General features: G+C 71.6%; 12 protein-coding genes, 1 tRNA gene, 1 rRNA gene and 2 pseudogenes. 13 read left to right on the plus strand and 3 right to left on the minus strand.

Going from position 1 to position 24997, the window contains the following annotated elements:
• The first annotated feature begins 159 nt into the window (after nucleotides 1–159).
• From rrf to ACIHCX_RS04830, 4 genes and pseudogenes are all read left to right on the plus strand, one after another.
• Nucleotides 160–276, plus strand: a 5S ribosomal RNA gene (rrf, locus tag ACIHCX_RS04815).
• Between the two features lie 99 nt (nucleotides 277–375).
• Nucleotides 376–600: pseudogene (locus ACIHCX_RS04820) on the plus strand (DegT/DnrJ/EryC1/StrS family aminotransferase); the annotation flags it as partial.
• Between the two features lie 150 nt (nucleotides 601–750).
• Nucleotides 751–1071 (plus strand): annotated as a pseudogene (locus tag ACIHCX_RS04825) (DegT/DnrJ/EryC1/StrS family aminotransferase); the annotation flags it as partial.
• 41 nt (nucleotides 1072–1112) lie between these two features.
• Nucleotides 1113–1188 (plus strand) — tRNA-Thr (locus ACIHCX_RS04830).
• Between the two features lie 54 nt (nucleotides 1189–1242).
• Here the strand turns inward: ACIHCX_RS04830 and ACIHCX_RS04835 are convergent.
• Nucleotides 1243–3996: a SpoIIE family protein phosphatase gene (locus ACIHCX_RS04835; protein WP_400026628.1), complete on the minus strand. Its 2754-nt coding sequence runs from the start codon at nucleotides 3994–3996 to the stop codon at nucleotides 1243–1245.
• A 376-nt stretch (nucleotides 3997–4372) separates the two neighbouring features.
• On the opposite strand from ACIHCX_RS04835, the gene ACIHCX_RS04840 reads away from it, so the two are divergent.
• From ACIHCX_RS04840 to ACIHCX_RS04880, 9 genes are all read left to right on the plus strand, one after another.
• Entirely contained in the window at nucleotides 4373–9880 is a 5508-nt protein-coding gene (locus tag ACIHCX_RS04840; protein ID WP_400026629.1) for a HAMP domain-containing protein, read from the plus strand.
• A gap of 291 nt (nucleotides 9881–10171) precedes the next feature.
• Complete coding sequence (locus ACIHCX_RS04845; protein ID WP_400026631.1) at nucleotides 10172–10852, plus strand: two-component system response regulator; 681 nt, start codon at nucleotides 10172–10174, stop codon at nucleotides 10850–10852.
• Between the two features lie 178 nt (nucleotides 10853–11030).
• Entirely contained in the window at nucleotides 11031–13802 is a 2772-nt protein-coding gene (locus ACIHCX_RS04850; RefSeq protein ID WP_400026633.1) for a DNA translocase FtsK, read from the plus strand.
• A 279-nt stretch (nucleotides 13803–14081) separates the two neighbouring features.
• Complete coding sequence (locus tag ACIHCX_RS04855; protein ID WP_400026634.1) at nucleotides 14082–14924, plus strand: helix-turn-helix domain-containing protein; 843 nt, start codon at nucleotides 14082–14084, stop codon at nucleotides 14922–14924.
• A 113-nt stretch (nucleotides 14925–15037) separates the two neighbouring features.
• Entirely contained in the window at nucleotides 15038–16510 is a 1473-nt protein-coding gene (gene rimO / locus ACIHCX_RS04860; protein WP_400026636.1) for a 30S ribosomal protein S12 methylthiotransferase RimO, read from the plus strand.
• The gene (gene pgsA / locus ACIHCX_RS04865) at nucleotides 16507–17322 is read left to right on the plus strand and encodes a CDP-diacylglycerol--glycerol-3-phosphate 3-phosphatidyltransferase (RefSeq protein ID WP_400026638.1); all 816 of its coding nucleotides are present in this window, start codon (nucleotides 16507–16509) and stop codon (nucleotides 17320–17322) included. The genes rimO and pgsA overlap by 4 nt, the downstream gene beginning before the upstream one ends.
• Nucleotides 17319–17864 (plus strand): CinA family protein, encoded by a 546-nt coding sequence (locus ACIHCX_RS04870; RefSeq protein ID WP_400026640.1) that lies wholly within the window; start codon nucleotides 17319–17321, stop codon nucleotides 17862–17864. Before pgsA ends, ACIHCX_RS04870 begins: the two co-directional genes overlap by 4 nt.
• A gap of 109 nt (nucleotides 17865–17973) precedes the next feature.
• On the plus strand, nucleotides 17974–18351 hold the full coding sequence (locus tag ACIHCX_RS04875) for a helix-turn-helix domain-containing protein (protein WP_400026642.1): 378 nt from the start codon (nucleotides 17974–17976) through the stop codon (nucleotides 18349–18351).
• A 212-nt stretch (nucleotides 18352–18563) separates the two neighbouring features.
• Nucleotides 18564–19049 carry a hypothetical protein gene (locus tag ACIHCX_RS04880; protein WP_400026644.1) on the plus strand — a complete coding sequence of 162 codons (486 nt, stop codon included), beginning with the start codon at nucleotides 18564–18566 and terminating at the stop codon, nucleotides 19047–19049.
• A gap of 12 nt (nucleotides 19050–19061) precedes the next feature.
• Here ACIHCX_RS04880 and ACIHCX_RS04885 read toward each other — a convergent pair whose 3' ends face one another.
• Entirely contained in the window at nucleotides 19062–19907 is an 846-nt protein-coding gene (locus tag ACIHCX_RS04885; RefSeq protein ID WP_400026645.1) for an Fpg/Nei family DNA glycosylase, read from the minus strand.
• A gap of 128 nt (nucleotides 19908–20035) precedes the next feature.
• Nucleotides 20036–24997 (minus strand): ATP-dependent helicase, encoded by a 4962-nt coding sequence (locus ACIHCX_RS04890; RefSeq protein ID WP_400026647.1) that lies wholly within the window; start codon nucleotides 24995–24997, stop codon nucleotides 20036–20038.

A 24997-nucleotide genomic window follows, 5' to 3' on the forward strand; every position in this document is an offset into this window, starting at 1 on the left:
GTTGATAGGCCGGATCTGGAAGCACCGTGAGGTGTGGAGGTGACCGGTACTAATAGGCCGAGGGCTTGTCCTCAGTTGCTCGCGTCCACTGTGTTGGTTCTGAAACCACGAACAACCCCATGCAGGTCACGCATGGTGCGGTTGACAGTTTCATAGTGTTTCGGTGGTCATAGCGTGAGGGAAACGCCCGGTTACATTCCGAACCCGGAAGCTAAGCCTCACAGCGCCGATGGTACTGCAGGGGGGACCCTGTGGGAGAGTAGGACGCCGCCGAACAAATTGTGAGAGGGTTGGACCCCGAACTTCGGTTCCGGGTCCAACCCTTTTTTGTTGTCCGTTACTTGAAGTTCATGTTGCACAACCAGCATCCGCCTCATGGGTATTGCTGCTCTGCTCAGGGCCGCCGGCGTCGGAGTCGGTGACGAGGTCGTCGTGCCGGCGTTCGGCAACGTGGAAGTCGCCGAGGCCGTGACACAGGTGGGTGCGCTGCCGGTGTTCGCCGACATAGATCCCGTGACGTACTGCCTCGACGCCGGTGCCGTCGAACAGACCCTGACCCCGCGCACGGCGGCCGTGGTCGTCGTACACCGGTTCGGCCGGTCCGCCGACATGGAGCGGCTGCACGCGATGGGCCGGCGACACGGTCTGCTGGTGCTGGAGCAGGGCGAGTCCGAGGCGCCGTACGACGAGATGGCGCAGCGCAGGGAGCGTGCCGCCTATCTGGACACCAAGCTGCGGGGCGTACGGACGCCCGACGGCGGTGACGGGCACACCTATCAGCAGTACGTGGTGCGGGTGCCCGGGAACGGCCGACCCGACCGGGACGCCTACGCACGTGCCATACGGGCCAGGGGAGTTGACTGCCGCGTGCCCGTGAAGACTCCTGTGCACCGGCTGCCGGAGTTCCGTCGGTGCGTGTCTCTTCCGGTGACCGAGCGGGCCGCCGAGGAGACACTCGCGCTCCCTGTGGAGGCCTCGTTGACACGCCGGGAGATGCAGCGGATCGTCTCGGTGTGCAACGCGCTCGGCGGACCGATCATGGTTGGGGGCACGGCCCTGTTCGGGGTATGATCTATTCCGTTGCCGCGGGGGAAATCCCCGAAAGGCGACCGGCCCCTATAGCTCAGTCGGTAGAGCGTCTCCATGGTAAGGAGAAGGTCAACGGTTCGATTCCGTTTGGGGGCTCCAACGGAAAAGGCCCTCACCCATCGGGTGAGGGCCTTTTCCATGCCCTGCGGCGCCCTACTGCTGAAGACCCGGCACCCGCATCGCCAGGATCGCCATGTCGTCGGACGGGGCGTCCGAGGCGAAGCGCTCCACCGCGCGCATGATGCGAGCCGCCACCGCACCCGCCGTCAGGCCCGTACAGGTGGTGAGAACGTCGGCGAGACCGTCGTCGCCGAGCATCCGGCTGCCCTCACGCCGCTCGGTGACGCCGTCCGTGACGCACAGCAGGACGTCGCCCGGGTCCAGCGTGATCGTCTGCTCGTACAGCTCCAGGTCCTCCATGACGCCGAGCAGCGGCTGGGGGTCGGCGGCCGGCTCCACCGTGCCGTCCTGGCGCAGTCGCAGCGGCAGCGGATGGCCCGCACAGACCACCTTCAGCCGGGCGCTGCCGTCCTCCTGCGGCCACAGCTCGCCGTACAGGAGCGTGAGGAAGCGGCTGCGGGCGCCCTCGTCGAGGATCGCGGAGTTCAGGCGCTCCAGCACCGCCGGGCCGCCGAAGCCCTCGCGGGCCAGCAGCCTGAGCGCGTGCCGGGCCAGGCCGGTCACCGCGGCCGCCTCCGGGCCCGTACCGCAGACGTCGCCGATGGCGAAGCCGTAGGCGCCGTCACGGATGGGGAAGAGGTCGTAGAAGTCTCCGCCGACCTCGTTGCCCTCGCCGGCCGCGCGGTAGATGACCTCGACCTCCACACCCGCGACGTCGGGGAGCCCCGGCGGCAGGAGGCTGCGCTGGAGGGACTGGCTGATGGCCGTGCGCTCCGAGTACAGGCGGGCGTTGTCCAGGGCGAGGGCGGCGCGGCGGCTCAGGTCCTCGGCCAGTTCCAGGATCTCCTGGCGGAAGTGTTCGTCGGTGGGCTTGCCGAGGGTGAGCATGCCGATGACGCGGTTGCGGGCGACCAGCGGCAGGACGACCGTCTCGCCGCCGACCGCGGCGGCCGTGGCGAGGGTCGGTCCGATGGCCGTACCGATCCGGTGGTGCGAGTCGCCGAGGCTGAGGCTGCGCATGGAGCTGCGCAGGGCCGCCTTGTGGGCGGCCTCGCCGGGCGCGGTCCACACGCGCGCTCCGGGCGTGGGCACCGGGTCGGGCGGGGCGATCTTGGAGAGCAGGGACTTGATGCCGTCGATCAGTTCCTCGTCCTCGTGCAGCACGTAGGACAGGTAGGGGTCGGAGGCCTGGTCGGCGATCGTGTAGACGGCGCACCAGGTGGCCAGGGTGGGGACCGTCATCTGGGCCATCAGGGCGAGGGTCTGGTCGCGGTCCAGGGTGCCGGCCAGCAGGTCGGAGGCCTCGACGAGGAAGCTGAGGGAGCCGCGGCGCAGCCGCTCCAGCTCGCCCAGGCGGGCCGACTCGACGGCGAGGGCGATGCGGTCGGCGGCGAACTGGAGGCGCAGCGCCTCCTCGTTGGAGTACCGGCCGGGCGCCTCCGCGGCGACGCCGAGCGAGCCGGTGAGACGGCCCTCGACCTTCAGCGGGACCGTGACGACGGAGCGCATGCCCGTGTTGTTGAGGAGGGGGACGGCGCCCGGGACGGCGGTGAGGTCGTCGTGGACCGCGGGCATCCGGGCAGAGCTGTAGCGGCCGGGGCCCGCCTCGACGGGGACGCGGGCGAAACGCTGCCGCGCGGAGGGCAGGCCCGTGGAGGCGCGAACCTCCAACTCCGTTTCGTCGTCGGTGGCCAGCAGGAGGAAGGCGGCGTCGCCGTCGAGCATGTCGCGGGCGCGTTCCACCGTGCGTTGCAGCAGGCCGTCGAGGTCGTCGGGGGCGGGAGAGCCGATGAAGACCTCGAACGGGTCGGTGCTGGGGCCCTCGGAGGCGCTGCCCGCGTCGGAGGTCGCCGGGAAGCGCAACGGTGTCTGGAGCACGGCGCGTTCGTGGTCCCGTACGAGCAGGCAGACCGTGGAGGGCTCGCCGTCGGTGTCGCGGACACGGAGGTGGGAGGCGTAGACGGGGATGACGCGGCCGTGGGCGCCGCGGATGCCGTAACTGCCTTCCCAGCGGGAGAGTTGGAGTGCCTCGGCGATGCCGGTGCTGGTGCCGGGGGTGTGCGGCCAGGCGGCGAGGTCGGTCAGCGGCCTGCCGGTGACCTGCTTGGCGGCGTAGCCGAACAGCTCCTCGGCGTCCTCGTTCCATGCGGTGACGGAGCCGCCGCGCTCGATCTGGACGACGGCGACGCGGACCCGGCCGTCGGCGAGCGGGAGGAGCTCGGCGGGCAGGCGGGGGCCGGCGGCGCGGGTGCCGACCGGGCGCTCGGGCAGGTCCAGTTGGAACCAGACCTTCTTGTGCGTCAGCGTGTACTCCACGCCCCAGTGGCCGGCCAGGGCCGCGCACAGTTGCAGGCCGCGGCCGCCCTCACGGTCGGGGCTGCCCATGTTGACCGCAGAGCTCTGCACCGGGAGCTCGCGCTCGGGGTAGCGGTCGCAGACCTCGATGCGCACCCCGTCGTCGCTGCGCAGGCACAGCACGTCGGCCGCGGTTCCGGCGTGGACGACGGCGTTGGTGACCAGTTCGCTGGTGAGGACCACCGCGTCGTCGACGATGTCGCCGAAGCCCCACCCCTGGAGGGTGTCGCGGACGAAGGACCGGGCGGTCGCGACCGATCGGCCCAGGGGATCGAAACTGGCGGCCGCGCGCGCGGTGATCACAGAACTCCTCGTCCGGTTGTCGACGTGGGGACCCTCGTGGCCGACGGGCTCGCGTCGCTGCTTTGGCAGCTGCGGTCCGTTCGGCTGCGGCTCCGGGGTAGGTCCCCCCGGGATCACTCCGGTGGTCATGTCTGCGGCCGCCCTCCGATGCCCGCTCGTTCCCGTGCCACCGCCCAGACCGGACGGACCGGTGCGGCTGGACAGCCCCATGCAAGGTTACTTACCTTCGCCGTCCATGCGGATGCCGGTCGCCAGTGTTTCCGCCTCGAGGGTGTGCGGAGGGTGTGCGAAGCTGCCGAACTGTTATGGCCTGGTTCGGCCGGGGTGAAACACTGGGCAGGCTTCTGGTGAAGGTCCGGGCAGGCTGAGTGTGTTCTCTGCACCCAGGGCAGCAGCTCTCCCTGTGTGCTGATTACATCGGACAGTAATACGCAGCAGTAACCGGTACGTCGAGCGGCCGTACCGCAGCACAGCGGTGACGGTCGACCCCTGCGGGAGGGACACAGTGGAGTCTGGCGCAGTGACGCGGGGCACGAAGACGCGCGCGAAGGGCGGACAGTCCCCGAAGAACCGGCGCACGACGCGCAACGGGACCACCGAGGTGGACACCGCTTCCCTGAACCAGCTGCTGGCCGCGCTGGTGTCGATGCGCGACGGCAATTTCCGTAGGCGGCTCACGGTGTCCGGGGACGGCGTGATGTCGGAGATCGCGGCCGTCTTCAACGAGGTGGCGGACCGCAATCTGCATCTGACCGGCGAGTTGTCGCGGGTGCGGCGCATGGTGGGGCGTGAGGGAAAACTCACCGAGCGGCTGGAGACGGGCGCCTGCGAGGGCTCCTGGGCGACGGCGATCGACCACTCCAACGCGCTCGTCGACGATCTCGTACGTCCGGTGTCGGAGGTCGGCCGGGTCCTGTCCGCGGTCGCCGAGGGCGATCTGTCGCCGCGGATGGAGCTGCGCACCCAGGCGCCGGAGGGGGCCGGGCATCCGCTGCGCGGTGAGTTCCTGAAGGTCGGGCGGACCGTCAACAACCTCGTCGACCAGCTGTCGACGTTCACCGACGAGGTCACGCGGGTGGCCAGCGAGGTGGGCACGGAGGGCAAGCTGGGCGGGCAGGCGCGGGTGCGCGGTCTGTCCGGGTCGTGGAAGGACCTCACGGACTCCGTCAACACCATGGCGTCCCGGCTGACGGCGCAGGTGCGGGACATCGCGCTGGTCACCACGGCGGTGGCCAAGGGCGATCTGTCACGGAAGGTGACCGTCCATGTCGCCGGCGAGATGCTGGAGCTGAAGAACACCGTCAACACGATGGTGGACCAGCTCTCCGCGTTCTCCTCCGAGGTGACGCGGGTGGCCCGCGAGGTGGGCACGGACGGCATCCTCGGTGGTCAGGCACATGTGCCCGGGGTCGACGGCACATGGAAGGAACTCACCGACTCGGTGAACCTGATGGCCGGCAACCTGACGGCGCAGGTGCGCGGGATCGCCCAGGTCACCACCGCCGTGGCGAACGGCGATCTGTCGCAGAAGGTGACCGTGCCGGCGCGGGGCGAGGTCGCGCAGCTCGCCGAGACGATCAACCAGATGACCGAGACGCTGCGCATCTTCGCGGACGAGGTCACCCGGGTGGCCAACGAGGTCGGTGCCGAGGGCCGCCTGGGCGGGCAGGCGAACGTGCCGGGGGTGGCCGGCACCTGGAAGGACCTGACGGACTCCGTCAACACGGTGTTCCGGAACCTCACCACACAGGTGAGGGACATCGCCACCGTGACGACGGCCGTGGCCAGCGGTGATCTGTCGCAGAAGGTCACCGTCGACGTGGCCGGCGAGATGCTCGAGCTGAAGAACACCGTCAACGGCATGGTGGACCAGCTGTCGTCGTTCGGTGCCGAGGTCACGCGGGTGGCGCGGGAGATCGGGGTCGAGGGCGAGCTGGGCGGTCAGGCGCAGGTGGCGGGCGCGGCGGGGACCTGGAAGGACCTCACCGACTCCGTCAACACCGCGTTCCGCAACCTCACCGGGCAGGTGAGGAACATCGCCCAGGTGACGACGGCCGTGGCGAACGGCGACCTGTCGCAGAAGGTCACCGTGGACGTCTCCGGCGAGATGCTCCAGCTGAAGAACACCGTGAACACGATGGTGGACCAGCTGTCGTCGTTCGCGGACCAGGTGACCCGGATGGCCCGGGACGTGGGCACGGAGGGCCGCCTGGGCGGTCAGGCGGTGGTGCCGGGCGTGTCGGGCACGTGGAAGGAGCTCACCGACTCCGTCAACTTCATGGCCGGGAACCTCACCTCGCAGGTGCGGCAGATCGCCCAGGTGACGACGGCCGTGGCGCGCGGTGACCTCTCGCAGAAGATCGACGTCGACGCGCGCGGGGAGATCCTGGAGCTGAAGAACACCATCAACACGATGGTCGACCAGCTCTCCGCGTTCGCCGACCAGGTCACCCGGGTCGCCCGGGAGGTGGGCACCGAGGGCCGGCTGGGCGGGCAGGCGCAGGTGCCCGGGGTCGCCGGTGTGTGGCGGGACCTCACGGACTCCGTGAACGGCATGGCCGGCAACCTCACCGCCCAGGTGCGCAACATCGCCCAGGTCGCCACCGCCGTGGCGCGCGGTGACCTCTCGCAGAAGATCACCGTGGACGCGCGCGGGGAGATCCTGGAGCTGAAGAACACCCTGAACACGATGGTGGACCAGCTCTCCTCGTTCGCCGAGGAGGTCACAAGGGTGGCCCGTGAGGTGGGCACGGAGGGCATCCTCGGCGGTCAGGCCGAGGTCCAGGGCGTCTCCGGCACCTGGAAGGACCTCACCCAGTCCGTGAACTTCATGGCGAACAACCTGACCAGTCAGGTGCGCAACATCGCCGAGGTCACGACCGCCGTCGCCAAGGGCGACCTGTCGAAGAAGATCACCGTCGACGCCAAGGGCGAGATCCTCGAGCTCGTCACCACCGTCAACACGATGGTCGACCAGCTGTCGTCCTTCGCCGAGCAGGTCACGCGGGTGGCCCGTGAGGTGGGCACCGAGGGCATCCTCGGCGGCCAGGCGCACGTCGCCGGTGTCGTGGGCATCTGGAAGGACCTCAGCGACAACGTCAACCTGATGGCCAACAACCTGACCATGCAGGTGCGCAACATCTCCCAGGTCGCGAACGCGGTCGCCAACGGCGATCTGACGCGGACGGTGACCATCGAGGCGCGCGGTGAGGTCGCGCAGCTCGCGGACACGTTCAACACCATGGTGAAGACGCTGAGTTCGTTCGCCGACCAGGTCACCAAGGTGGCCCGCGAGGTGGGCACGGACGGCATCCTCGGCGGCCAGGCGTACGTCCCGGGCGTGGCGGGCACCTGGAAGGACCTCACCGAGTCGGTGAACCAGATGGCGTCCAACCTGACCGGTCAGGTCCGCAACATCGCCATGGTCACGACCGCCATCGCCAAGGGCGATCTGACCAAGAAGATCGACATCGACGCGCGCGGGGAGATCCTCGAGCTGAAGACGACCATCAACACGATGGTCGACCAGCTGTCCAGCTTCGCCGAGGAGGTCACCCGGGTCGCCCGCGAGGTGGGCACCGAGGGCCAGCTCGGCGGCCAGGCACGCGTGCGCGACGTCGACGGCACCTGGCGGGACCTGACCGAGTCCGTGAACGAGATGGCCGGGAACCTCACCCGGCAGGTGCGCGCCATCGCGCGCGTGGCCACCGCGGTCACCCGCGGCGACCTGAACCTGAAGATCGACGTCGATGCCTCCGGCGAGATCCAGGAGCTCCAGGACTACATCAACAAGATGATCGCCAACCTGCGCGACACCACGATCGCCAACAAGGAGCAGGACTGGCTCAAGGGCAATCTCGCCCGTATCTCCGCGCTGATGCAGGGCCGCCGCGACCTCCAGGACGTGGCCTCGCTGATCATGAGCGAGCTGACGCCGGTGGTCTCGGCGCAGCACGGTGCCTTCTTCGTCGCCATGCCGCTCGCCGACGACACGGACCTCGGGGGCGAGGGCGAGGACTCCTACGAGCTGCGCATGCTGGGTTCCTACGGCTACTCGCTGGGCTCCATGCCGACGTCGTTCGGGCCGGGCGAGGGGCTGATCGGGACCGCCGCGCAGGAGCGGCGCACCATCCTCGTCGAGAACGCGCCCAGCGGCTATCTGAAGATCTCCTCCGGGCTCGGCGAGGCGCCGCCCGCGCAGGTGATCGTGCTGCCGGTGCTGTTCGAGGGGACGGTGCTCGGTGTCATCGAGCTGGCGTCGTTCACGCCGTTCACGCACATCCAGAAGGACTTCCTGAACCAGATCGCGGAGATGATCGCGACCAGCGTCAACACCATCTCCGTCAACACCAAGACCGAGCTGCTGCTGAAGCAGTCCCAGGAGCTGACCGAGCAACTGCGGCTGAGGTCGGCGGAGCTGGAGCAGCGGCAGAAGGCCCTTCAGGCGTCCAACGCCGAACTGGAGGAGAAGGCCGAGCTGCTGGCCCAGCAGAACCGCGACATCGAGGCGAAGAACTCCGAGATCGAGGAGGCCCGGCAGGTCCTGGAGGAGCGCGCCGAGCAGCTCGCCGTCTCCATGCGCTACCGCAGCGAGTTCCTGGCCAACATGTCGCACGAGCTGCGTACGCCGCTCAACTCCCTGCTGATTCTGGCCAAACTGCTCGCCGACAACGCCGAGGGCAACCTCTCCCCGAAGCAGGTCGAGTTCGCCGAGACGATCCACGGCGCGGGCTCCGACCTGCTCCAGCTGATCAACGACATCCTGGACCTGTCGAAGGTCGAGGCGGGCAAGATGGACGTCTCCCCGACGCGCATCGCGCTCGTCCAGCTGATCGACTACGTGGAGGCCACCTTCCGCCCGCTGACCGCGGAGAAGGGCCTCGACCTGTCCGTACGGGTGTCGCCTGAGCTGCCCGCGACCCTGCACACCGACGAGCAGCGGCTGCTCCAGGTCCTGCGCAACCTGCTGTCCAACGCGGTGAAGTTCACCGACTCCGGGTCGGTGGAGCTGGTCATCCGGCCCGCCCGGGACGACGTTCCGCAGGCGATCCGCGAGCAGCTGCTGGAGGCCGGCTCGCTGACGGACCCGGACGCGGGCATGATCGCCTTCTCCGTCACCGACACCGGCATCGGCATCGCGGCCAGCAAGATGCGGGTGATCTTCGAGGCGTTCAAGCAGGCCGACGGCACCACCAGCCGCAAGTACGGCGGCACCGGTCTCGGGCTGTCCATCTCGCGGGAGATCGCGCAACTGCTCGGCGGCGAGATCCACGCCCAGAGCGAGCCGGGCCGCGGCTCCACGTTCACCCTGTACCTGCCGCTGCACCCGGGGGACCTGCCGCCGCAGGGCTACCAGCAGCCCGGCTCCGTGCTGGACGCCGGCGAACTGGTCGCCGCCCCCGAGCCGGTCCCGTCCGGGCAGTCCGCCGCGCAGGCCGAGACGCCGGCGGAGGTGAAGTCGTACCAGGAGGCGCAGCACGGCCCCGCCGCGCTCTTCCGGCGTCGCCGCAAGGCCCTGCCTCCCACCGAGCCGAGGCCGGCGCAGCACGGGCAACCGCTCCAGGAGCAGTGGGTGGTGGCGTCGGCGGGCCCTGCGGAGCCCGAAACGGTCCCTCAGGGGCACCGCGACATCCGGTTCGGCGGCGAGAAGGTGCTCATCGTCGACGACGACATCCGCAACGTCTTCGCCCTCACCAGCGTCCTGGAACAGCACGGCCTGTCCGTGCTGTACGCCGAGAACGGCCGCGAGGGCATCGAGGTGCTGGAGCAGCACGACGACGTGGCGGTCGTCCTGATGGACATCATGATGCCGGAGATGGACGGTTATGCGACGACCACGGCGATCCGGCGGATGCCGCAGTTCGCCGGGCTGCCGATCATCGCGCTGACCGCGAAGGCGATGAAGGGCGACCGGGAGAAGGCGATCGAGTCGGGTGCCTCCGACTACGTGACCAAGCCCGTCGACCCCGATCACCTGCTGACCGTGATGGCGCAGTGGATGAGCGGGGAGTGACGGCGCGGCGGTGACCGGAACCTTCGAAGGGTGTGGGACGTTGTCGACTCGGAGGCCCCGGAGCCGTGTAGAGGTGCGGATTCCGGGGAACCTTCTGGTCTTCCACGGCGTTTCCGCCAGGTGCACAGTGACATCACGGTGACAGGGTGTGGCGACGGACGGGGTGCGGCTACGATGACCGGCACAAGGACGGGCGGCGCAAGGGAGTCGTCCCCCGGGGCGGCACCCGCCGGTGCCTTCCCGGTTCCTGCGGACAGGGGTGGCCCCAAGCCGGGGCGAGGAGGGCGGGCCATGGTGCAGAAGGCCAAGATCCTCCTGGTCGATGACCGGCCGGAGAATCTGCTGGCGCTGGAGGCCATCCTCTCTGCGCTCGATCAGACGCTGGTGCGGGCATCGTCCGGGGAGGAAGCGCTCAAAGCGCTGCTCACGGACGACTTCGCGGTCATTCTGCTGGACGTCCAGATGCCGGGCATGGACGGCTTCGAAACGGCCGCGCACATCAAGCGGCGGGAGAGGACCCGGGACATCCCGATCATCTTCCTCACGGCGATCAACCACGGCCCCCACCACACCTTCCGCGGTTATGCGGCGGGCGCGGTGGACTACATCTCCAAGCCGTTCGACCCGTGGGTGCTGCGCGCGAAGGTCTCGGTCTTCGTGGATCTGTACATGAAGAACTGTCAGCTGAAGGAGCAGGCGGCCCTGCTGCGGCTCCAGTTGGAGGGCGGCGGCAAAGGCGCGGTGGGCGACGGCAAGGAGTCGGCCGGCCTGCTCGCCGAACTCTCGGCCCGTCTCGCCGCCGTCGAGGAGCAGGCGGAGGCCCTGTCCAAGCAGTTGGACGACGAGTCCGCCGACGCGGCCGCGGTGGCCACGGCGGCCCATCTCGAGCGCAAGCTGACGGGTCTGCGACGCGCCCTCGACGCGCTGGAACCGGGCACGGGGAGCGCGTCGTCGGTGCCTTCGCAGGGCTGAGGCCGCATCCGGGGCGCGGGGCGCCGGCCCACTCGGCGAGCGGCGGAGTCGGGCCACGCCTCCCGTGACGTGCAGCTCTTGAGGGTGTGTCAGCCCGGCTCCTCTCGGGACACGACACGAACGGGTGAAGCAGCGGGCGCACGTGTCCGCTGCCGTCTCCCCCGGTAACCTCACACCCATGGTCTCACGTCCCTCCGCAGCCAAGAAGCAGCCCGCGAAGAAGGCTGCCGCTCCCGGAGCGGCTCCGGCGAGGAAGACCGCCGCGAAGAAGACCTCCGCCAAGAAGGCGCCTGCCAAGAAGGCCGGGGGCAAGCCCGCGTCCAGGCCGGCGCCCAGCCCGACGGGGGGCGTATACCGGGTCGTGCGCGCCCTGTGGCTCGGGCTCGCGCACGCCGTCGGCGCCGTCTTCCGCGGAGTGGGGCAGGGCGCCAAGAACCTCCACCCCGCGCACCGCAAGGACGGCATCGCGCTGCTGCTGCTCGCCGTCGCCCTGATCGTCGCCGCAGGCACCTGGGCCGATCTGCGCGGGCCCGTCGGTGACCTGGTCGAGATCCTGGTGACCGGCGCCTTCGGCCGGCTGGACCTGCTGGTGCCGATCCTGATCGCGGTCATCGCCGTCCGCTTCATCCGGCACCCCGAGAAGCCCGAGGCCAACGGCCGGATCGTCATCGGGCTGTCCGCCCTGGTGATCGGCGTGCTGGGGCAGGTCCACCTCGCCTGCGGCTCGCCCGCCCGCAGCGACGGCATGCAGGAGATAAGAGACGCCGGCGGACTCATCGGCTGGGGCGCGGCGACCCCGCTGACGTTCGCCGTGGGCACGGTCCTCGCCGTACCGCTGCTTGTGCTGCTCACGGTGTTCGGCCTGCTGGTCGTCACCGCGACCCCGGTCAACGCGATCCCGCAACGGCTGCGGCTGCTCGGGACGAAGCTCGGCATCGTGCACGACCCGGAGGCCGACGAGTACAGCGACGACGACGCGCGCTACGAGGAGCAGTGGCGCGAGGTACTGCCGGGGCGCTCCCGCAGGCGGACGAGCGCCCCCCAGGACTACGACCCGGACACCGCGGAGCAGGAGGCCCTCTCCAGGCGGCGTTCCCGCCCCCGTCGCTCGGCGGTGCCGCAGCCGGACATGGAACGGCAGATGGACGCCGTGGACGTCGCCGCCGCTGCCGCCGCCGCACTCGACGGCGCGGTGCTGCACGGCATGCCGCCCTCGCCGATCGTCGCGGACCTCACCCAGGGCGTCGGCGTGGGCGACCGGGGCGAGAGCACCACCCCGACGCCCGTGCCCGCCGCACGCCCCGGCCAGGACGGCCGCCCCGGCGAGGACGGCCGGACCGGGCGGTCCGCGCAGGACGCGCCGGCCGAGCGGCCCGCGAGCCGGCAGCCGTCCGGGGCCCTCGACCTCACGAAGACCCCGCCGCCCCAGCCCCGCGACCTGCCGGCGCGCGCCGAGCAGCTCCAGCTCGCCGGCGACATCACCTACTCCCTGCCCTCCCTGGACCTGCTCGAGCGGGGCGGCCCGGGCAAGGCGCGCAGCGCGGCCAACGACGCCATCGTCGACGCGCTCACCAACGTCTTCACCGAGTTCAAGGTGGACGCCCGCGTCACCGGGTTCACCCGTGGCCCGACGGTCACGCGTTACGAGGTCGAACTCGGGCCCGCCGTGAAGGTCGAGCGCATCACCGCGCTGGCCAAGAACATCGCGTACGCCGTCGCCAGCCCGGACGTGCGGATCATCAGCCCGATCCCCGGCAAGTCCGCGGTCGGCATCGAGATCCCCAACACCGACCGGGAGATGGTGAACCTCGGGGACGTGCTGCGCCTCGCGGCCGCCGCCGAGGACGACCATCCGATGCTCGTCGCGCTCGGCAAGGACGTCGAGGGCGGCTACGTGATGGCCAACATCGCGAAGATGCCGCACATCCTGGTCGCCGGCGCCACCGGCTCCGGCAAGTCCTCCTGCATCAACTGCCTGATCACCTCGATCATGATGCGGGCGACCCCGGAGGACGTGCGCATGGTCCTCGTCGACCCCAAGCGCGTCGAACTGACCGCGTACGAGGGCATCCCGCACCTGATCACGCCGATCATCACCAACCCCAAGCGGGCCGCCGAGGCCCTGCAGTGGGTCGTACGCGAGATGGACCTGCGCTACGACGACCTGGCGGCGTACGGGTTCCGGCACATCGACGACTTCAACGAGGCCGTGCGCAACGGCAAGGTCAAGGCGCCGGAGGGCAGCGAACGGGAGCTGAAGCCGTACCCGTACCTGCTGGTGATCGTGGACGAGCTCGCCGACCTGATGATGGTCGCGCCGCGCGACGTGGAGGACGCGATCGTGCGCATCACCCAGCTCGCGCGGGCCGCCGGTATCCACCTGGTGCTCGCCACCCAGCGCCCCTCGGTCGACGTGGTCACCGGTCTGATCAAGGCCAACGTGCCGTCCCGGCTCGCGTTCGCCACCTCCTCGCTGGCCGACTCGCGCGTCATCCTCGACCAGCCGGGCGCCGAGAAACTGATCGGCAAGGGCGACGGGCTGTTCCTGCCGATGGGCGCGAGCAAGCCGACCCGTCTTCAGGGCGCGTTCGTGACCGAGGCGGAGGTCCAGGAGGTCGTCCAGCACTGCAAGGACCAGATGGCTCCGGTCTTCCGGGACGACGTCGTCGTCGGCGGCAAGCAGAAGAAGGAGATCGACGAGGACATCGGCGACGACCTCGACCTGCTGTGCCAGGCGGCCGAACTGGTCGTCTCCACGCAGTTCGGCTCGACGTCCATGCTCCAGCGCAAGCTGCGCGTCGGCTTCGCCAAGGCGGGGCGCCTGATGGACCTCATGGAGTCCCGGGGCATCGTCGGGCCCAGCGAGGGATCCAAGGCGCGTGACGTTCTCGTGAAGCCCGACGAGCTGGACGGCGTGCTGGCCGTGATTCGTGGGGAGTCTGACGGGTAGCAGGAAGACACCGTCCGGCGGATGTGCTCGCCGCGGGTGGGCACGTGGACCGTGATCCACCCGTTAGCGAGCCACGGGCAACCGTTTCGCACGGGCGTACGTCAAGTTGAGCGAGAGGACCGGTGCGGGTCCCACCCCGGATGCCACATCTGTCCCACCATCGGATTGTCCGGCCATTCCGATGGCGTACAAAGTCCTACCGCCGGGTCGCTTCATCCTTTGGCACATCCCTAGACTGAACCCCCAGCACAGGCGGCTACACGCTCGAAAGGCGCCCCCGTGTCCATCGGCAACTCCCCTGAAGACGAGCGTCCCTTCGAAGACGTTTCCGAGGAAGCCCGCCCCTCCGTCGGCCGCGCCCTGAGGGAGGCACGGCTCGCCGCCGGGCTGACCGTCGACGACGTCACCAGCGCCACCCGGGTCCGCGTCGCCATCGTGCACGCCATCGAGGCCGACGACTTCGCGCCCTGCGGCGGCGACGTCTACGCCCGCGGCCACATCCGGAACCTGGCGAAGGCCGTGCACCTCGACCCGGTCCCGCTGCTCGCGCGCTTCGACGCCGAGCACGGCGGCCGCCCCGCCCCGACCCCGGCCGCCCCCCTCTTCGAGGCGGAACGTATTCGCCCGGAGCGGCGCGGACCCAACTGGACCGCGGCCATGGTCGCGGCGATCGTCGTGGTGATCGGCTTCGTCGGCTTCACGGCCTTCAAGGGCGGCGGCGACGACGCGGGCGCCAAGGCGCACGTCGGCGAGGGCTCCACGCCCACCGCCGGCACGTCGGCCTCGCCCACGCCGAAGAGCAGCAAGCCCGCCGACGCGGCACCGGCGCCGTCCGACAGCGCCATCGCGGCCGCGCCGCAGGACAAGGTGACCGTCCAGGTCAGCGCCGCCAACGGGCGCAGCTGGATCTCGGCCAAGGACCACAACGGCCGGATGCTCTTCGACGGGCTCCTGGAGAAGGGCGAGTCCAAGACCTTCCAGGACAGCTCCAAGGTCAACCTGATCCTCGGCGACGCCGGCGCGATCCAGCTGTACGTCAACGGCAAGAAGATCGAGGACCAGTTCCGGCCGGGTGCCGTGGAGCGTCTCACCTACACCAAGGGCGACCCGCAGGTCGGGTAGTGGCCGACCGGCCCGTACACCACGGGTCGAACAGGATGGCGAGAGCGGGGTTGGCCGAGATCGGCCAACCCCGTCGACGTGGGTGGTCAGAGAGACAAAGTAGTCTTGAGCCCATGCCTGAACGCCGTACCGTCGCACTAGTCACTCTCGGCTGCGCCCGTAACGAGGTGGACTCGGAGGAGCTCGCAGGCCGTTTGGAGGCGGACGGCTGGCAGCTCGTGGAGGACGCCGCGGAAGCGGACGTCGCCGTGGTCAACACCTGTGGCTTCGTGGAGGCCGCCAAGAAGGACTCCGTCGACGCCCTCCTCGAGGCCAACGACCTCAAGGACCACGGCAGAACGCAGGCGGTGGTCGCGGTCGGCTGCATGGCCGAGCGGTACGGCAAGGAACTCGCCGAGGCCCTCCCGGAGGCCGACGGCGTGCTCGGCTTCGACGACTACGCGGACATCTCCGACCGCCTCCAGACGATCCTGAGCGGCGGCGTCCACGCCTCGCACACCCCGCGCGACCGCCGCAAGCTCCTGCCGATCAGCCCGGCCGAGCGGCAGGACGCCGGGACGGAGGTCGCCATTCCGGGGCACGGTCCCGCCGATCTCCCCGAAGGTGTCGCCCCGGCCTCCGGCCCGCGCGCGCCGCTGCGCCGCCGCCTGGACGGCGCCCCGGTCGCCTCCGTCAAGCTCGCCTCCGGCTGCGACCGGCGCTGCTCCTTCTGCGCCATCCCCTCCTTCCGCGGCTCGTTCATCTCCCGCCGCCCGAGCGATGTGCTGAACGAGACGCGCTGGCTGGCCGAGCAGGGCGCCAAGGAGATCATGCTGGTCTCCGAGAACAACACCTCCTACGGCAAGGACCTCGGCGACATCCGCCTCCTGGAGTCCCTGCTGCCCGAGCTCGCCGAGGTCGAGGGCATCGAGCGGGTGCGGGTGAGCTACCTCCAGCCGGCCGAGATGCGTCCCGGACTGATCGACGTCCTGACCTCCACCCCGAAGGTCGCCCCCTACTTCGACCTGTCGTTCCAGCACTCCGCGCCCGGCGTGCTGCGTGCCATGCGCCGCTTCGGCGACACCGACCGCTTCCTGGAGCTGCTCGACACCATCCGCACCAAGGCCCCCGAGGCCGGCGTGCGGTCCAACTTCATCGTCGGCTTCCCCGGCGAGAGCGAGGCCGACCTGGCCGAGCTCGAGCGGTTCCTGAACAGTGCGCGGCTGGACGCCATCGGCGTCTTCGGCTACTCCGACGAGGAGGGCACGGAGGCGGCGACGTACGACGGCAAGCTCGACGAGGACGTCGTCGCCGAGCGGCTGGCGCGTGTCTCCCGGCTGGCCGAGGAACTCGTCTCCCAGCGGGCCGAGGAGCGCGTCGGGCAGACGGTGCACGTGCTGGTCGAGTCCGTGGACGCCGAGGAGGGCGTCCGCGGCCGGGCGGCGCACCAGGCGCCGGAGACGGACGGCCAGGTGCTGCTCGTGGGCGGCGAGGGCCTGGACGTCGGTCGTATGGTCGAGGCGAAGGTAGTCGGTACGGAGGGCGTCGACCTGGTGGCCGAGCCGCTGGCGGAGGCGTTCGCGTGGAGCGAGGAGGCGGGCAGATGACGGGAGTCCCGGCGTCCGCGGCGGGCGGCTCCTCGGGCGCGCAGGGGAGGGGCGTGGGAGCGGCCTCGCGCCGCGCCGGCGCCGACGGGGCTTCGGGCGCTTCCCGTGCCTCCCGACCTGCCGGCTCCGCCCCGTCCGCCGGTTCCGGTGCGGCGGACGCGTCGGGAGCGGCCGGCACCGGCAAGGGACCGCGGGGCGGGAAGATCGCGGCCGCCGCCGTGAACCAGGCCAGTGTGTGGAACGTCGCCAATCTGCTGACCATGCTCCGGCTGCTGCTTGTGCCCTGCTTCGTGGCTCTGATGCTGGCCGAGGGCGGGTACGACCCGGCGTGGCGGTCACTGGCCTGGGCGGCCTTCGCCGTCGCCATGATCACCGACCTGTTCGACGGCCATCTGGCGCGGACGTACAACCTCGTCACCGACTTCGGGAAGATCGCCGATCCCATCGCGGACAAGGCGATCATGGGGGCGGCGCTGATCTGCCTCTCGGGGCTCGGCGACCTGCCCTGGTGGGTGACCGGCGTGATCCTCGGTCGGGAACTGGGGATCACACTCCTGCGTTTCCTGGTCATCCGCTACGGCGTCATCCCCGCGAGCCGCGGCGGCAAGCTGAAGACGCTCACGCAGGGCGTGGCCGTCGGGATGTACGTGCTGGCGCTGACCGGCTGGCTGGCCACGCTGAGGTTCTGGGTGATGGCCGCGGCGGTCGTGCTGACCGTGGTGACGGGGCTGGACTACGTGAGACAGGCCATTGTGCTGCGCAGGCGGGGAATCGCCGAGCGGCGTGCCGCGTTGGAGGAGACGCAAGCGTGAGTTCGCCGGCCGTCGACGTAGTGGAGCTCCTCACGGTGAGGGGCGAGACGGTCGCCGTGGCCGAGTCGCTGACCGGTGGCCTGGTCGCGGCGGAGATCACCGCGGTGCCGGGGGCGTCGAAGGTGTTCCGGGGCTCCGTCACCGCCTACGCCACCGAACTCAAGCACCGACTGCTGGGGGTCGACGCCACCCTGCTGGCCGAGCGGGGAGCGGTGGATCCGCAGGTCGCGGCCCAGATGGCGGCAGGGGTGCGGAAAGCCCTGGAAGCCGACTGGGGTATCGCGACCACCGGGGTCGCCGGCCCCGACCCCCAGGACGGGCAGCCCGTCGGGACGGTCTTCGTCGCCGTGGACGGGCCGCGCGTGACCCGAACCGGCGCCGGAGGCGGCGGGAAAACGGCCGCGCTGCGGTTGAACGGCGGCCGGGCGGACATTCGTATGGAGAGTGTACGGAGCGTGCTCGCACTGCTGTTGGAGCAGATCGCGGGCGAACAGACCGGAAACGAGCGGGCACAGGATACGGAACGGAACGGGGGGTTTTGATGTATGCAGCCCTGAGTGAACACGACATCGCTCCCCGCACGGCCGCGGCGCAAGGCGGTACGGTGGGGCGTGAAGGATGCGGCTACGCGGTCCGAGGAGGGAGCCACCGATGATTCTGCTCCGTCGCCTGCTGGGTGACGTGCTGCGTCGGCAGCGCCAGCGCCAGGGCCGTACTCTGCGCGAAGTCTCCTCGTCCGCCCGAGTCTCGCTCGGCTATCTATCCGAGGTGGAGCGGGGGCAGAAGGAGGCTTCCTCCGAGCTGCTCGCCGCCATCTGCGACGCGCTGGACGTACGGATGTCCGAGCTCATGCGGGAAGTGAGCGACGAGCTCGCCCTCGCCGAGCTGGCCCAGTCTGCTGCGGCCACCGAGCCCGTGCCCACGCCGGTTCGCCCGATGCTGGGTTCCGTGTCGGTGACCGGTGTGCAACCGGAACGGGTGACCATCAAGGCGCCCGCCGCCGAGGCGGTGGACGTGGTCGCCGCGTGACCTGTCGCACGCGCGCGTGAACCGACGCACACGTGAGTGAGGCCCCGGCCGGGGCTTCTCCGGGGAGACCTGGAGGGGCACGGCCGGGGCTTTCACCTTGTACGGGGGTTTACGGCGGGTCGCGCCGCGCCCGTTTGCCGGTGCCGGGTGGGGCCGCCATCGTGGAGGCCAGTGCGGCGGTCCGCCGTCGGCTGGAGGTGACGGTGGGTGCGATGGCGGGGCCGATAGTGCGCTGGGGGGCCGCTCTGGGGTTCGGCGCGATGTGGTGGTGGGCGGTGCTGCGGCTGCTGTCGGGCCAGGCGGGGGTGCTGGAGGGGGCCGTCACGGCCGGGGGATGGGGGCTGAGCCTGCTGCCCGTGCACTGCGTGCCCAAGGAGAGGCCCGGGGAGAAGCGCAGGGAGAGGCTCAAGAAGCACACGCAGGGCCGTACGGGGTCGCAGGAAGAGTGGGACGGTTCGCAAGACGAGGCGGACGAGGAGTCGGTCGAGGGGCCGCCGGTCGAGGGACCGGGCACGGGGGCGGACGCGGGGCATGAGGCGCCGGCGCTCGCGGACGGCGGTGGAGCGCCGTTTCCCGCCTCCGGGGGGTGGCCGTACGGCGCCTTCGGGGGGCCGCCCTCCGCCGACGGGACGTGGCCGTTCGGCACCGCGACGGCATCGCCGCCCCACCGTTCGGAGGAGGAACCGGGCCCGTCGTGAAGGACGGGCCGGTCAACCAGTGGTGCGGTGGTAGCGGTTCCGCCACTTCTGCGCGGTGCCCGGCGGTGGCGCGGGGCCCGCCTGGCAGCTCGGACACCAGTACGTGGGCCGCTCCTGGGAGCCGTCGCCCTGGTCGGCGACCCGGACGGAGGTGCCGCAGCGCAGACAGGGGCGGGGTGCCCGGCCGTACACGAACAGGTCATGGCCTCGCAGGCCGGTGGTCCGGCGGACCACGCGGTCGCGGTTGGCCTCCAGAAGCTTCCTGGCCAGGGCGGGCAGCATCGCGGCGCGGTCGCCGGGCAGGGCGCCGACCGGCATCCACGGGGTCACGCCGAGCAGGAAGCACAGCTCGCTCTTGTAGACGTTGCCGATGCCGGCGAGATTGCGCTGGTCGAGCAGGGCCTCGCCGAGTGGGCGCCCCGGGTCGGCCAGGAGGTTGGCCAGCGCCAGGTCGGGGTCCCAGTCGGGGCCGAGGAGGTCCGGGCCGAGGTGGGCGACGGTGCGGTCCTCCTCCGAGGTGCGCAGCAGCTCCAGGACCTGGAGGCGGTAGCCGACGGCCGCGCGGTCGGCGGTGGCGAGGACGGCTCGGATCTGGTGGCCGGGGCCGCCCTTCCAGCGCTCGCCGGTGGCGTACACCTTCCAGGCGCCTTCCATCAGCAGGTGCGAGTGCAGCGTCAGACCGCCCTCGAACCGGGTGAGCAGGTGCTTGCCGCGGGAGACGGTGTCCAGGACCGTCCTGCCGGTGAGGTCGACCGTGGCGTACTTCGGCACCCGGAAGTCGCTGCGAGCCAGCACCTCGCCCGCGAGGGCGTCGCGCAGCCGCTTCGCGGTCTGCCAGACCGTGTCGCCTTCGGGCATGGGTCAAGGGTGACACGCGCGGGTGGGTGACCATGCAGCGCTGGGCGACCACGTACCGGTGGGGGGTGACCATGTACCGGGGGGTGACGACCTAGGGGGGCGCGTGCGCGTGGCGGCCGCTGCCCGGATCACGCGCGCAGGCGCAGGCCGCGCGGGGTCGCTATGAAGCCCGCGCGCTCCAGGAGGGCGCCGATGGGGGAGGTCAGGGCCGAAGCGCCGTTGACCCGCTCCACCGTGACCGTGCCCAGCGAGCCCGCGCGGGCGGCCGCCGCGAGCGCCTCGGCGGCCTCCCGCAGGCGCGGGTCCTCACCGGCCGTGCCGTCCGCGTCGGCCGGCCAGGCCAGCAGCGTCTTGCCGCCGCGCTCCATGTACAGCGCCAGTTCGCCGTCGACGAGCACCACCAGGGAGCCGGCCTTGCGGCCCGGCTTGTGCCCCGCGCCGGTCGGCGGCTCGGGCCAGGGCAGGGCGGCGCCGTAGGCGTTCGCGGGGTCGGCGGCGGCGAGGACGACCCCTCTGGTCCCGACGGAGGCGGTACGGCCACGGCGGCCACCGAAGCCGTTGCCGTACGGGAAGGCCTGCCCGCCGCCCCTCGGGCCGCCGTGGCCCGGTGAGGCGAGGTCCCGGGGAGAGACGTAGTCACCGGGGGCCGGGCGGCCGGAGTCCAGCCAGTCGGTGGGACCGCCGGAGGCCGGCCAGTCGGCGTCGGCGCCGAAGTCACCGCCGAAGTCGCCGCCGAGTTCGGCGGCGGGGAAGCCGGAGTCGACACCACCGGGGACCCGGGAGCCGTCGGGGGAGCCGAAGCCGTCGGGACCGCCGCCTGCGGAGACCCCGCCGGGCAGGCCCTCGCCCCGTTCACGGGCGTTCGCCACCGCGCGCAGCCGGTCCACCGCGCCGTCCATCGCGAACTGCGCGGCACCCAGTCCCTCCACCACATAGCCCCGCCGGGCCTGGCCGGTGTCCTCGAAGGCGGACAGGACCCGGTACACCGCCGAGAAGCCGCCCTCCACGCCCTCCGCCGCCACCGCGCCGCGCGTGACCACGCCGTGCCGGTCCAGGAGCGTACGGGCCAGGGCGTGCGCGCGCACGGTGGGGTCCGGGTCGCGGACCGGCAGCAGCGACCAGCGGCCGGCGACGGTCGGCGGGCCGCTGCGGGACGCCGTGCGGGCGGCGGCCGTCAGCGATCCGTAACGTCCGCGCGGGACCGCGCGCTTGGCCCGGTGCGCGGTGGAACCCGCGGTGCGGCCCGAGCCCAGCAGGGAGCGCATCGGGGCGAGCGTGTCGTTGGTGAGCCGTCCGGACCACGCCAGGTCCCACAGCGCATCGGCCAGTTGGGGATCGGTGGCCCCGGGGTGGGTGGTCGCGCGGACCTGGTCGGCGATCTGACGGAAGAACAGGCCGTATCCGCCGGACAGGGCGTCCAGGACCGACTGGTGGAGCGCGGTCAACTCCAGTGGGTGCGGGGGCGGCAGGAGCAGCGGGGCCGTGTCCGCCAGGTACAGGGAGACCCAGCCGTCCTTCCCGGGCAGCGCGCCCGCGCCCGCCCACACCACCTCGCCGGCCGCGGTGAGCTCGTCCAGCATCGACGGGGTGAAGTCCGCCACGCGGGACGGCAGGACCAGCTTCTCCAGCGCGGAGGCGGGCACGGACGCGCCCTGCACCTGCTCGACGGCGCGCACCAGCCCGTCGACGCCCCGCAGGCCGTGCCCCTTGCCGACGTGCTGCCACTGGGGCAGGAACTGCGCGAGCGCGGCCGGCGGCACCGGCTCCAGCTCGTGCCGCAGCGCGGCCAGCGAACGCCGGCGCAGCCGACGCAGCACGGTCGCGTCGCACCACTCCTGGCCGATGCCCGCCGGGTGGAACTCGCCCTGTACGACGCGGCCGCCCGCGGCGAGCCGCTGGAGCGCGCCCTCGGTGACCGCCACACCCAGGCCGAAGCGGGCCGCGGCCGCCGCCGACGTGAACGGGCCGTGGGTGCGGGCATAGCGCGCCAGGAGGTCGCCCAGGGGGTCCTTCACCGGCTCGGTGAACGCCTCCGGGACGCCCACCGGCAGCGCGGTGCCGAGCGCGTCGCGCAGCCGGCCCGCGTCCTCGATCGCGGCCCAGTGGTCGGCTCCCGCGATCCGAACCCGGATGGCCCGGCGGGCTCCGGCCAGCTCCTGAGCCCAGCCCGGCTCCGCGCCCCGCTCGGCCAGCTCGGCCTCCGAGAGCGGACCGAGCAGCCGCAGGACGTCGGCGACACCTTCGACGTCCTTCACCCGGCGGTCCTCGGTCAGCCACTGCAGCTCGAGCTCCAGCTCCCCCAGCACCTCGGCGTCGAGCAGCTCGCGCAGCTCCGCCTGGCCCAGCAGCTCGGACAGCAGCCGCGAGTCCAGCGACAGCGCGGCGGCGCGCCGCTCGGCGAGCGGCGAGTCCCCCTCGTACAGGAACTGGGCGACGTACCCGAACAGCAGCGAACGGGCGAAGGGGGACGGCTCGGGGGTGGTCACCTCGACCAGGCGCACCCTGCGCGACTCGACGTCGCCCATCAGCTCGACCAGGCCCGGCACGTCGAAGACGTCCTGGAGGCATTCGCGGACCGCCTCGAGGACGATCGGGAACGAGCCGAACTCGCTCGCCACCTGGAGCAGTTGGGCGGCGCGCTGGCGCTGCTGCCACAGCGGGGTGCGCTTGCCCGGGTTGCGGCGCGGCAGCAGCAGCGCGCGGGCGGCGCACTCGCGGAAGCGGGAGGCGAACAGGGCCGAGCCACCGACCTGGTCGGTGACCATCTGGTCGACCTCACCCTTGTCGAAGGTGACGTCCGCGGCCCCGACGGGCGCCTGCTCCGCGTCGTACTCCAGGCCGGCCCTCGTCGGCTCCTGGTCGAGCAGGTCCAGGCCCATCAGATCGGCGTCGGGCAGGCGCAGCACGATGCCGTCGTCGGCGTGCATCACCTGCGCGTCCATGCCGTACCGCTCGGACAGGCGGGCACCGAGCGCCAGCGCCCAGGGGGCGTGCACCTGGGCGCCGAAGGGGGAGTGCACCACGACGCGCCAGTCGCCCAGCTCGTCGCGGAAGCGCTCCACGACGATCGTCCGGTCGTCGGGGACGTGCCCGCAGGCCGCGCGCTGCTCCTCCAGGTACGACAGGACGTTGTCCGCGGCCCACGCGTCGAGGCCGGCTGCCAGCAGACGCAGCCGGGCGTCCTCCTGGGGCAGGGAACCCACCTCGCGCAGGAACGCGCCCACCGCGCGGCCCAGCTCCAGCGGGCGGCCCAGCTGGTCGCCCTTCCAGAACGGCAGCCGGCCCGGCACGCCCGGCGCGGGCGAGACCAGGACCCGGTCGCGCGTGATGTCCTCGATGCGCCAGGAGCTCGTGCCGAGGGTGAAGACGTCGCCGACCCGGGACTCGTAGACCATCTCCTCGTCCAGCTCGCCGACCCGGCCACCGCCCTTCTTGGGGTCCGAGCCGGCCAGGAACACCCCGAACAGCCCGCGGTCGGGGATCGTGCCCCCGGAGGTGACGGCGAGGCGCTGCGCGCCGGGGCGGCCGGTGATCGTGCCCGCGACGCGGTCCCACACCACGCGCGGGCGCAGCTCCGCGAACGCGTCGGACGGGTAGCGGCCGGCGAGCATGTCCAGGACGGCGGTGAACGCCGACTCCGGCAGGGAGGCGAACGGCGCCGCCCGGCGGACCAGGGCGAGCAGGTCGTCGAGCTGCCAGGTGTCCATCGCCGTCATCGCCACGAGCTGCTGCGCGAGGACGTCCAGCGGGTTGGCGGGCACCTTGAGGGACTCGATGGACCCGGAGCGCATCCGCTCGGTGACCACCGCGGCCTGGACCAGGTCGCCGCGGTACTTCGGGAAGACCACGCCGGTGGAGACCGCGCCGACCTGGTGTCCCGCGCGGCCGACCCGCTGCAGTCCCGAGGCCACCGACGGCGGGGACTCCACCTGGACGACGAGGTCCACGGCGCCCATGTCGATGCCCAGCTCCAGGCTGGAGGTGGCGACCACCGCGGGGAGCCGGCCCGCCTTCAGGTCCTCCTCGACCAGGGCGCGCTGCTCCTTGGACACCGAGCCGTGGTGCGCGCGGGCGATGACCGGCGGCGCGCCCTGCGCCGCGCCGGAGCCGCCCATCAGCTCGGCGGGCGAGTGGTGTTCGTCGAGGGGCTCGCCGGTGGCCCGCTCGTAGGCGATCTCGTTGAGCCGGTTGCACAGCCGCTCGGCCAGCCGCCGGGAGTTGGCGAACACGATCGTCGAGCGGTGGGCCTGGACCAGGTCGGTGATCCGCTCCTCGACATGCGGCCAGATCGACGGCCGCTCCGCCCCCTCACCGCCGTCGGCGACGGGTGAACCGCCCAGTTCGCCCAGGTCCTCGACGGGCACGACCACCGACAGGTCGAACTCCTTGCCGGACTCCGGCTGGACGATCTCCACCTTGCGGCGGGGCGACAGATAGCGGGCGATCTCGTCGACCGGGCGGACCGTCGCGGACAGGCCGATGCGGCGGGCGGGCCTGGGCAGCAGCTCGTCCAGGCGCTCCAGGGACAGTGCGAGGTGCGCGCCGCGCTTGGTGCCGGCCACCGCGTGCACCTCGTCCAGGATGACCGTCTCCACGCCGGTCAGCGCGTCCCGGGTGGCCGAGGTCAGCATCAGGAACAGCGACTCGGGCGTGGTGATCAGGATGTCCGGCGGGCGGGTGGACAGGGCGCGGCGCTCGGCCGCCGGGGTGTCGCCGGAGCGGATGCCGACCTTCACCTCCGGCTCGGGAAGGCCACGGCGGACGGACTCCTGGCGGATGCCGGTCAGCGGGCTGCGCAGATTGCGCTCCACGTCCACGGCGAGGGCCTTGAGCGGGGAGACGTACAGCACCCGGCAGCGCTTCCTCGGATCGGCCGGGGGCGGGGTGGAGGCGAGCTGGTCGAGCGCGGCGAGGAAGGCGGCGAGGGTCTTGCCGGAGCCGGTCGGGGCGACCACCAGCACGTCCGAACCCTCGCCGATGGCCTGCCACGCCCCCGCCTGGGCGGCGGTGGGCGCGGAGAAGGCCCCCGTGAACCAGCCACGGGTCGCGGGGGAGAAGCCCTCAAGGGCCCGGTGTGCGTCGCTGACCAT

This window comes from Streptomyces sp. NPDC052043 (genome assembly GCF_044548235.1).
Classification (GTDB): domain Bacteria; phylum Actinomycetota; class Actinomycetes; order Streptomycetales; family Streptomycetaceae; genus Streptomyces.

What these genes read in the sequence shown, in the direction of transcription:
- ACIHCX_RS04835 (WP_400026628.1), bottom strand. Translation starts at nt 3,996, where the DNA reads ATGACCACCGGAGTGATCCCGGGGGGACCTACCCCGGAGCCGCAGCCG.
- ACIHCX_RS04845 (WP_400026631.1), top strand. Translation starts at nt 10,172, where the DNA reads ATGGTGCAGAAGGCCAAGATCCTCCTGGTCGATGACCGGCCGGAGAAT.
- ACIHCX_RS04850 (WP_400026633.1), top strand. Translation starts at nt 11,031, where the DNA reads ATGGTCTCACGTCCCTCCGCAGCCAAGAAGCAGCCCGCGAAGAAGGCT.
- rimO (WP_400026636.1), top strand. Translation starts at nt 15,038, where the DNA reads ATGCCTGAACGCCGTACCGTCGCACTAGTCACTCTCGGCTGCGCCCGT.
- pgsA (WP_400026638.1), top strand. Translation starts at nt 16,507, where the DNA reads ATGACGGGAGTCCCGGCGTCCGCGGCGGGCGGCTCCTCGGGCGCGCAG.
- ACIHCX_RS04875 (WP_400026642.1), top strand. Translation starts at nt 17,974, where the DNA reads ATGATTCTGCTCCGTCGCCTGCTGGGTGACGTGCTGCGTCGGCAGCGC.
- ACIHCX_RS04880 (WP_400026644.1), top strand. Translation starts at nt 18,564, where the DNA reads ATGGCGGGGCCGATAGTGCGCTGGGGGGCCGCTCTGGGGTTCGGCGCG.
- ACIHCX_RS04885 (WP_400026645.1), bottom strand. Translation starts at nt 19,907, where the DNA reads ATGCCCGAAGGCGACACGGTCTGGCAGACCGCGAAGCGGCTGCGCGAC.
- ACIHCX_RS04890 (WP_400026647.1), bottom strand. Translation starts at nt 24,997, where the DNA reads ATGGTCAGCGACGCACACCGGGCCCTTGAGGGCTTCTCCCCCGCGACC.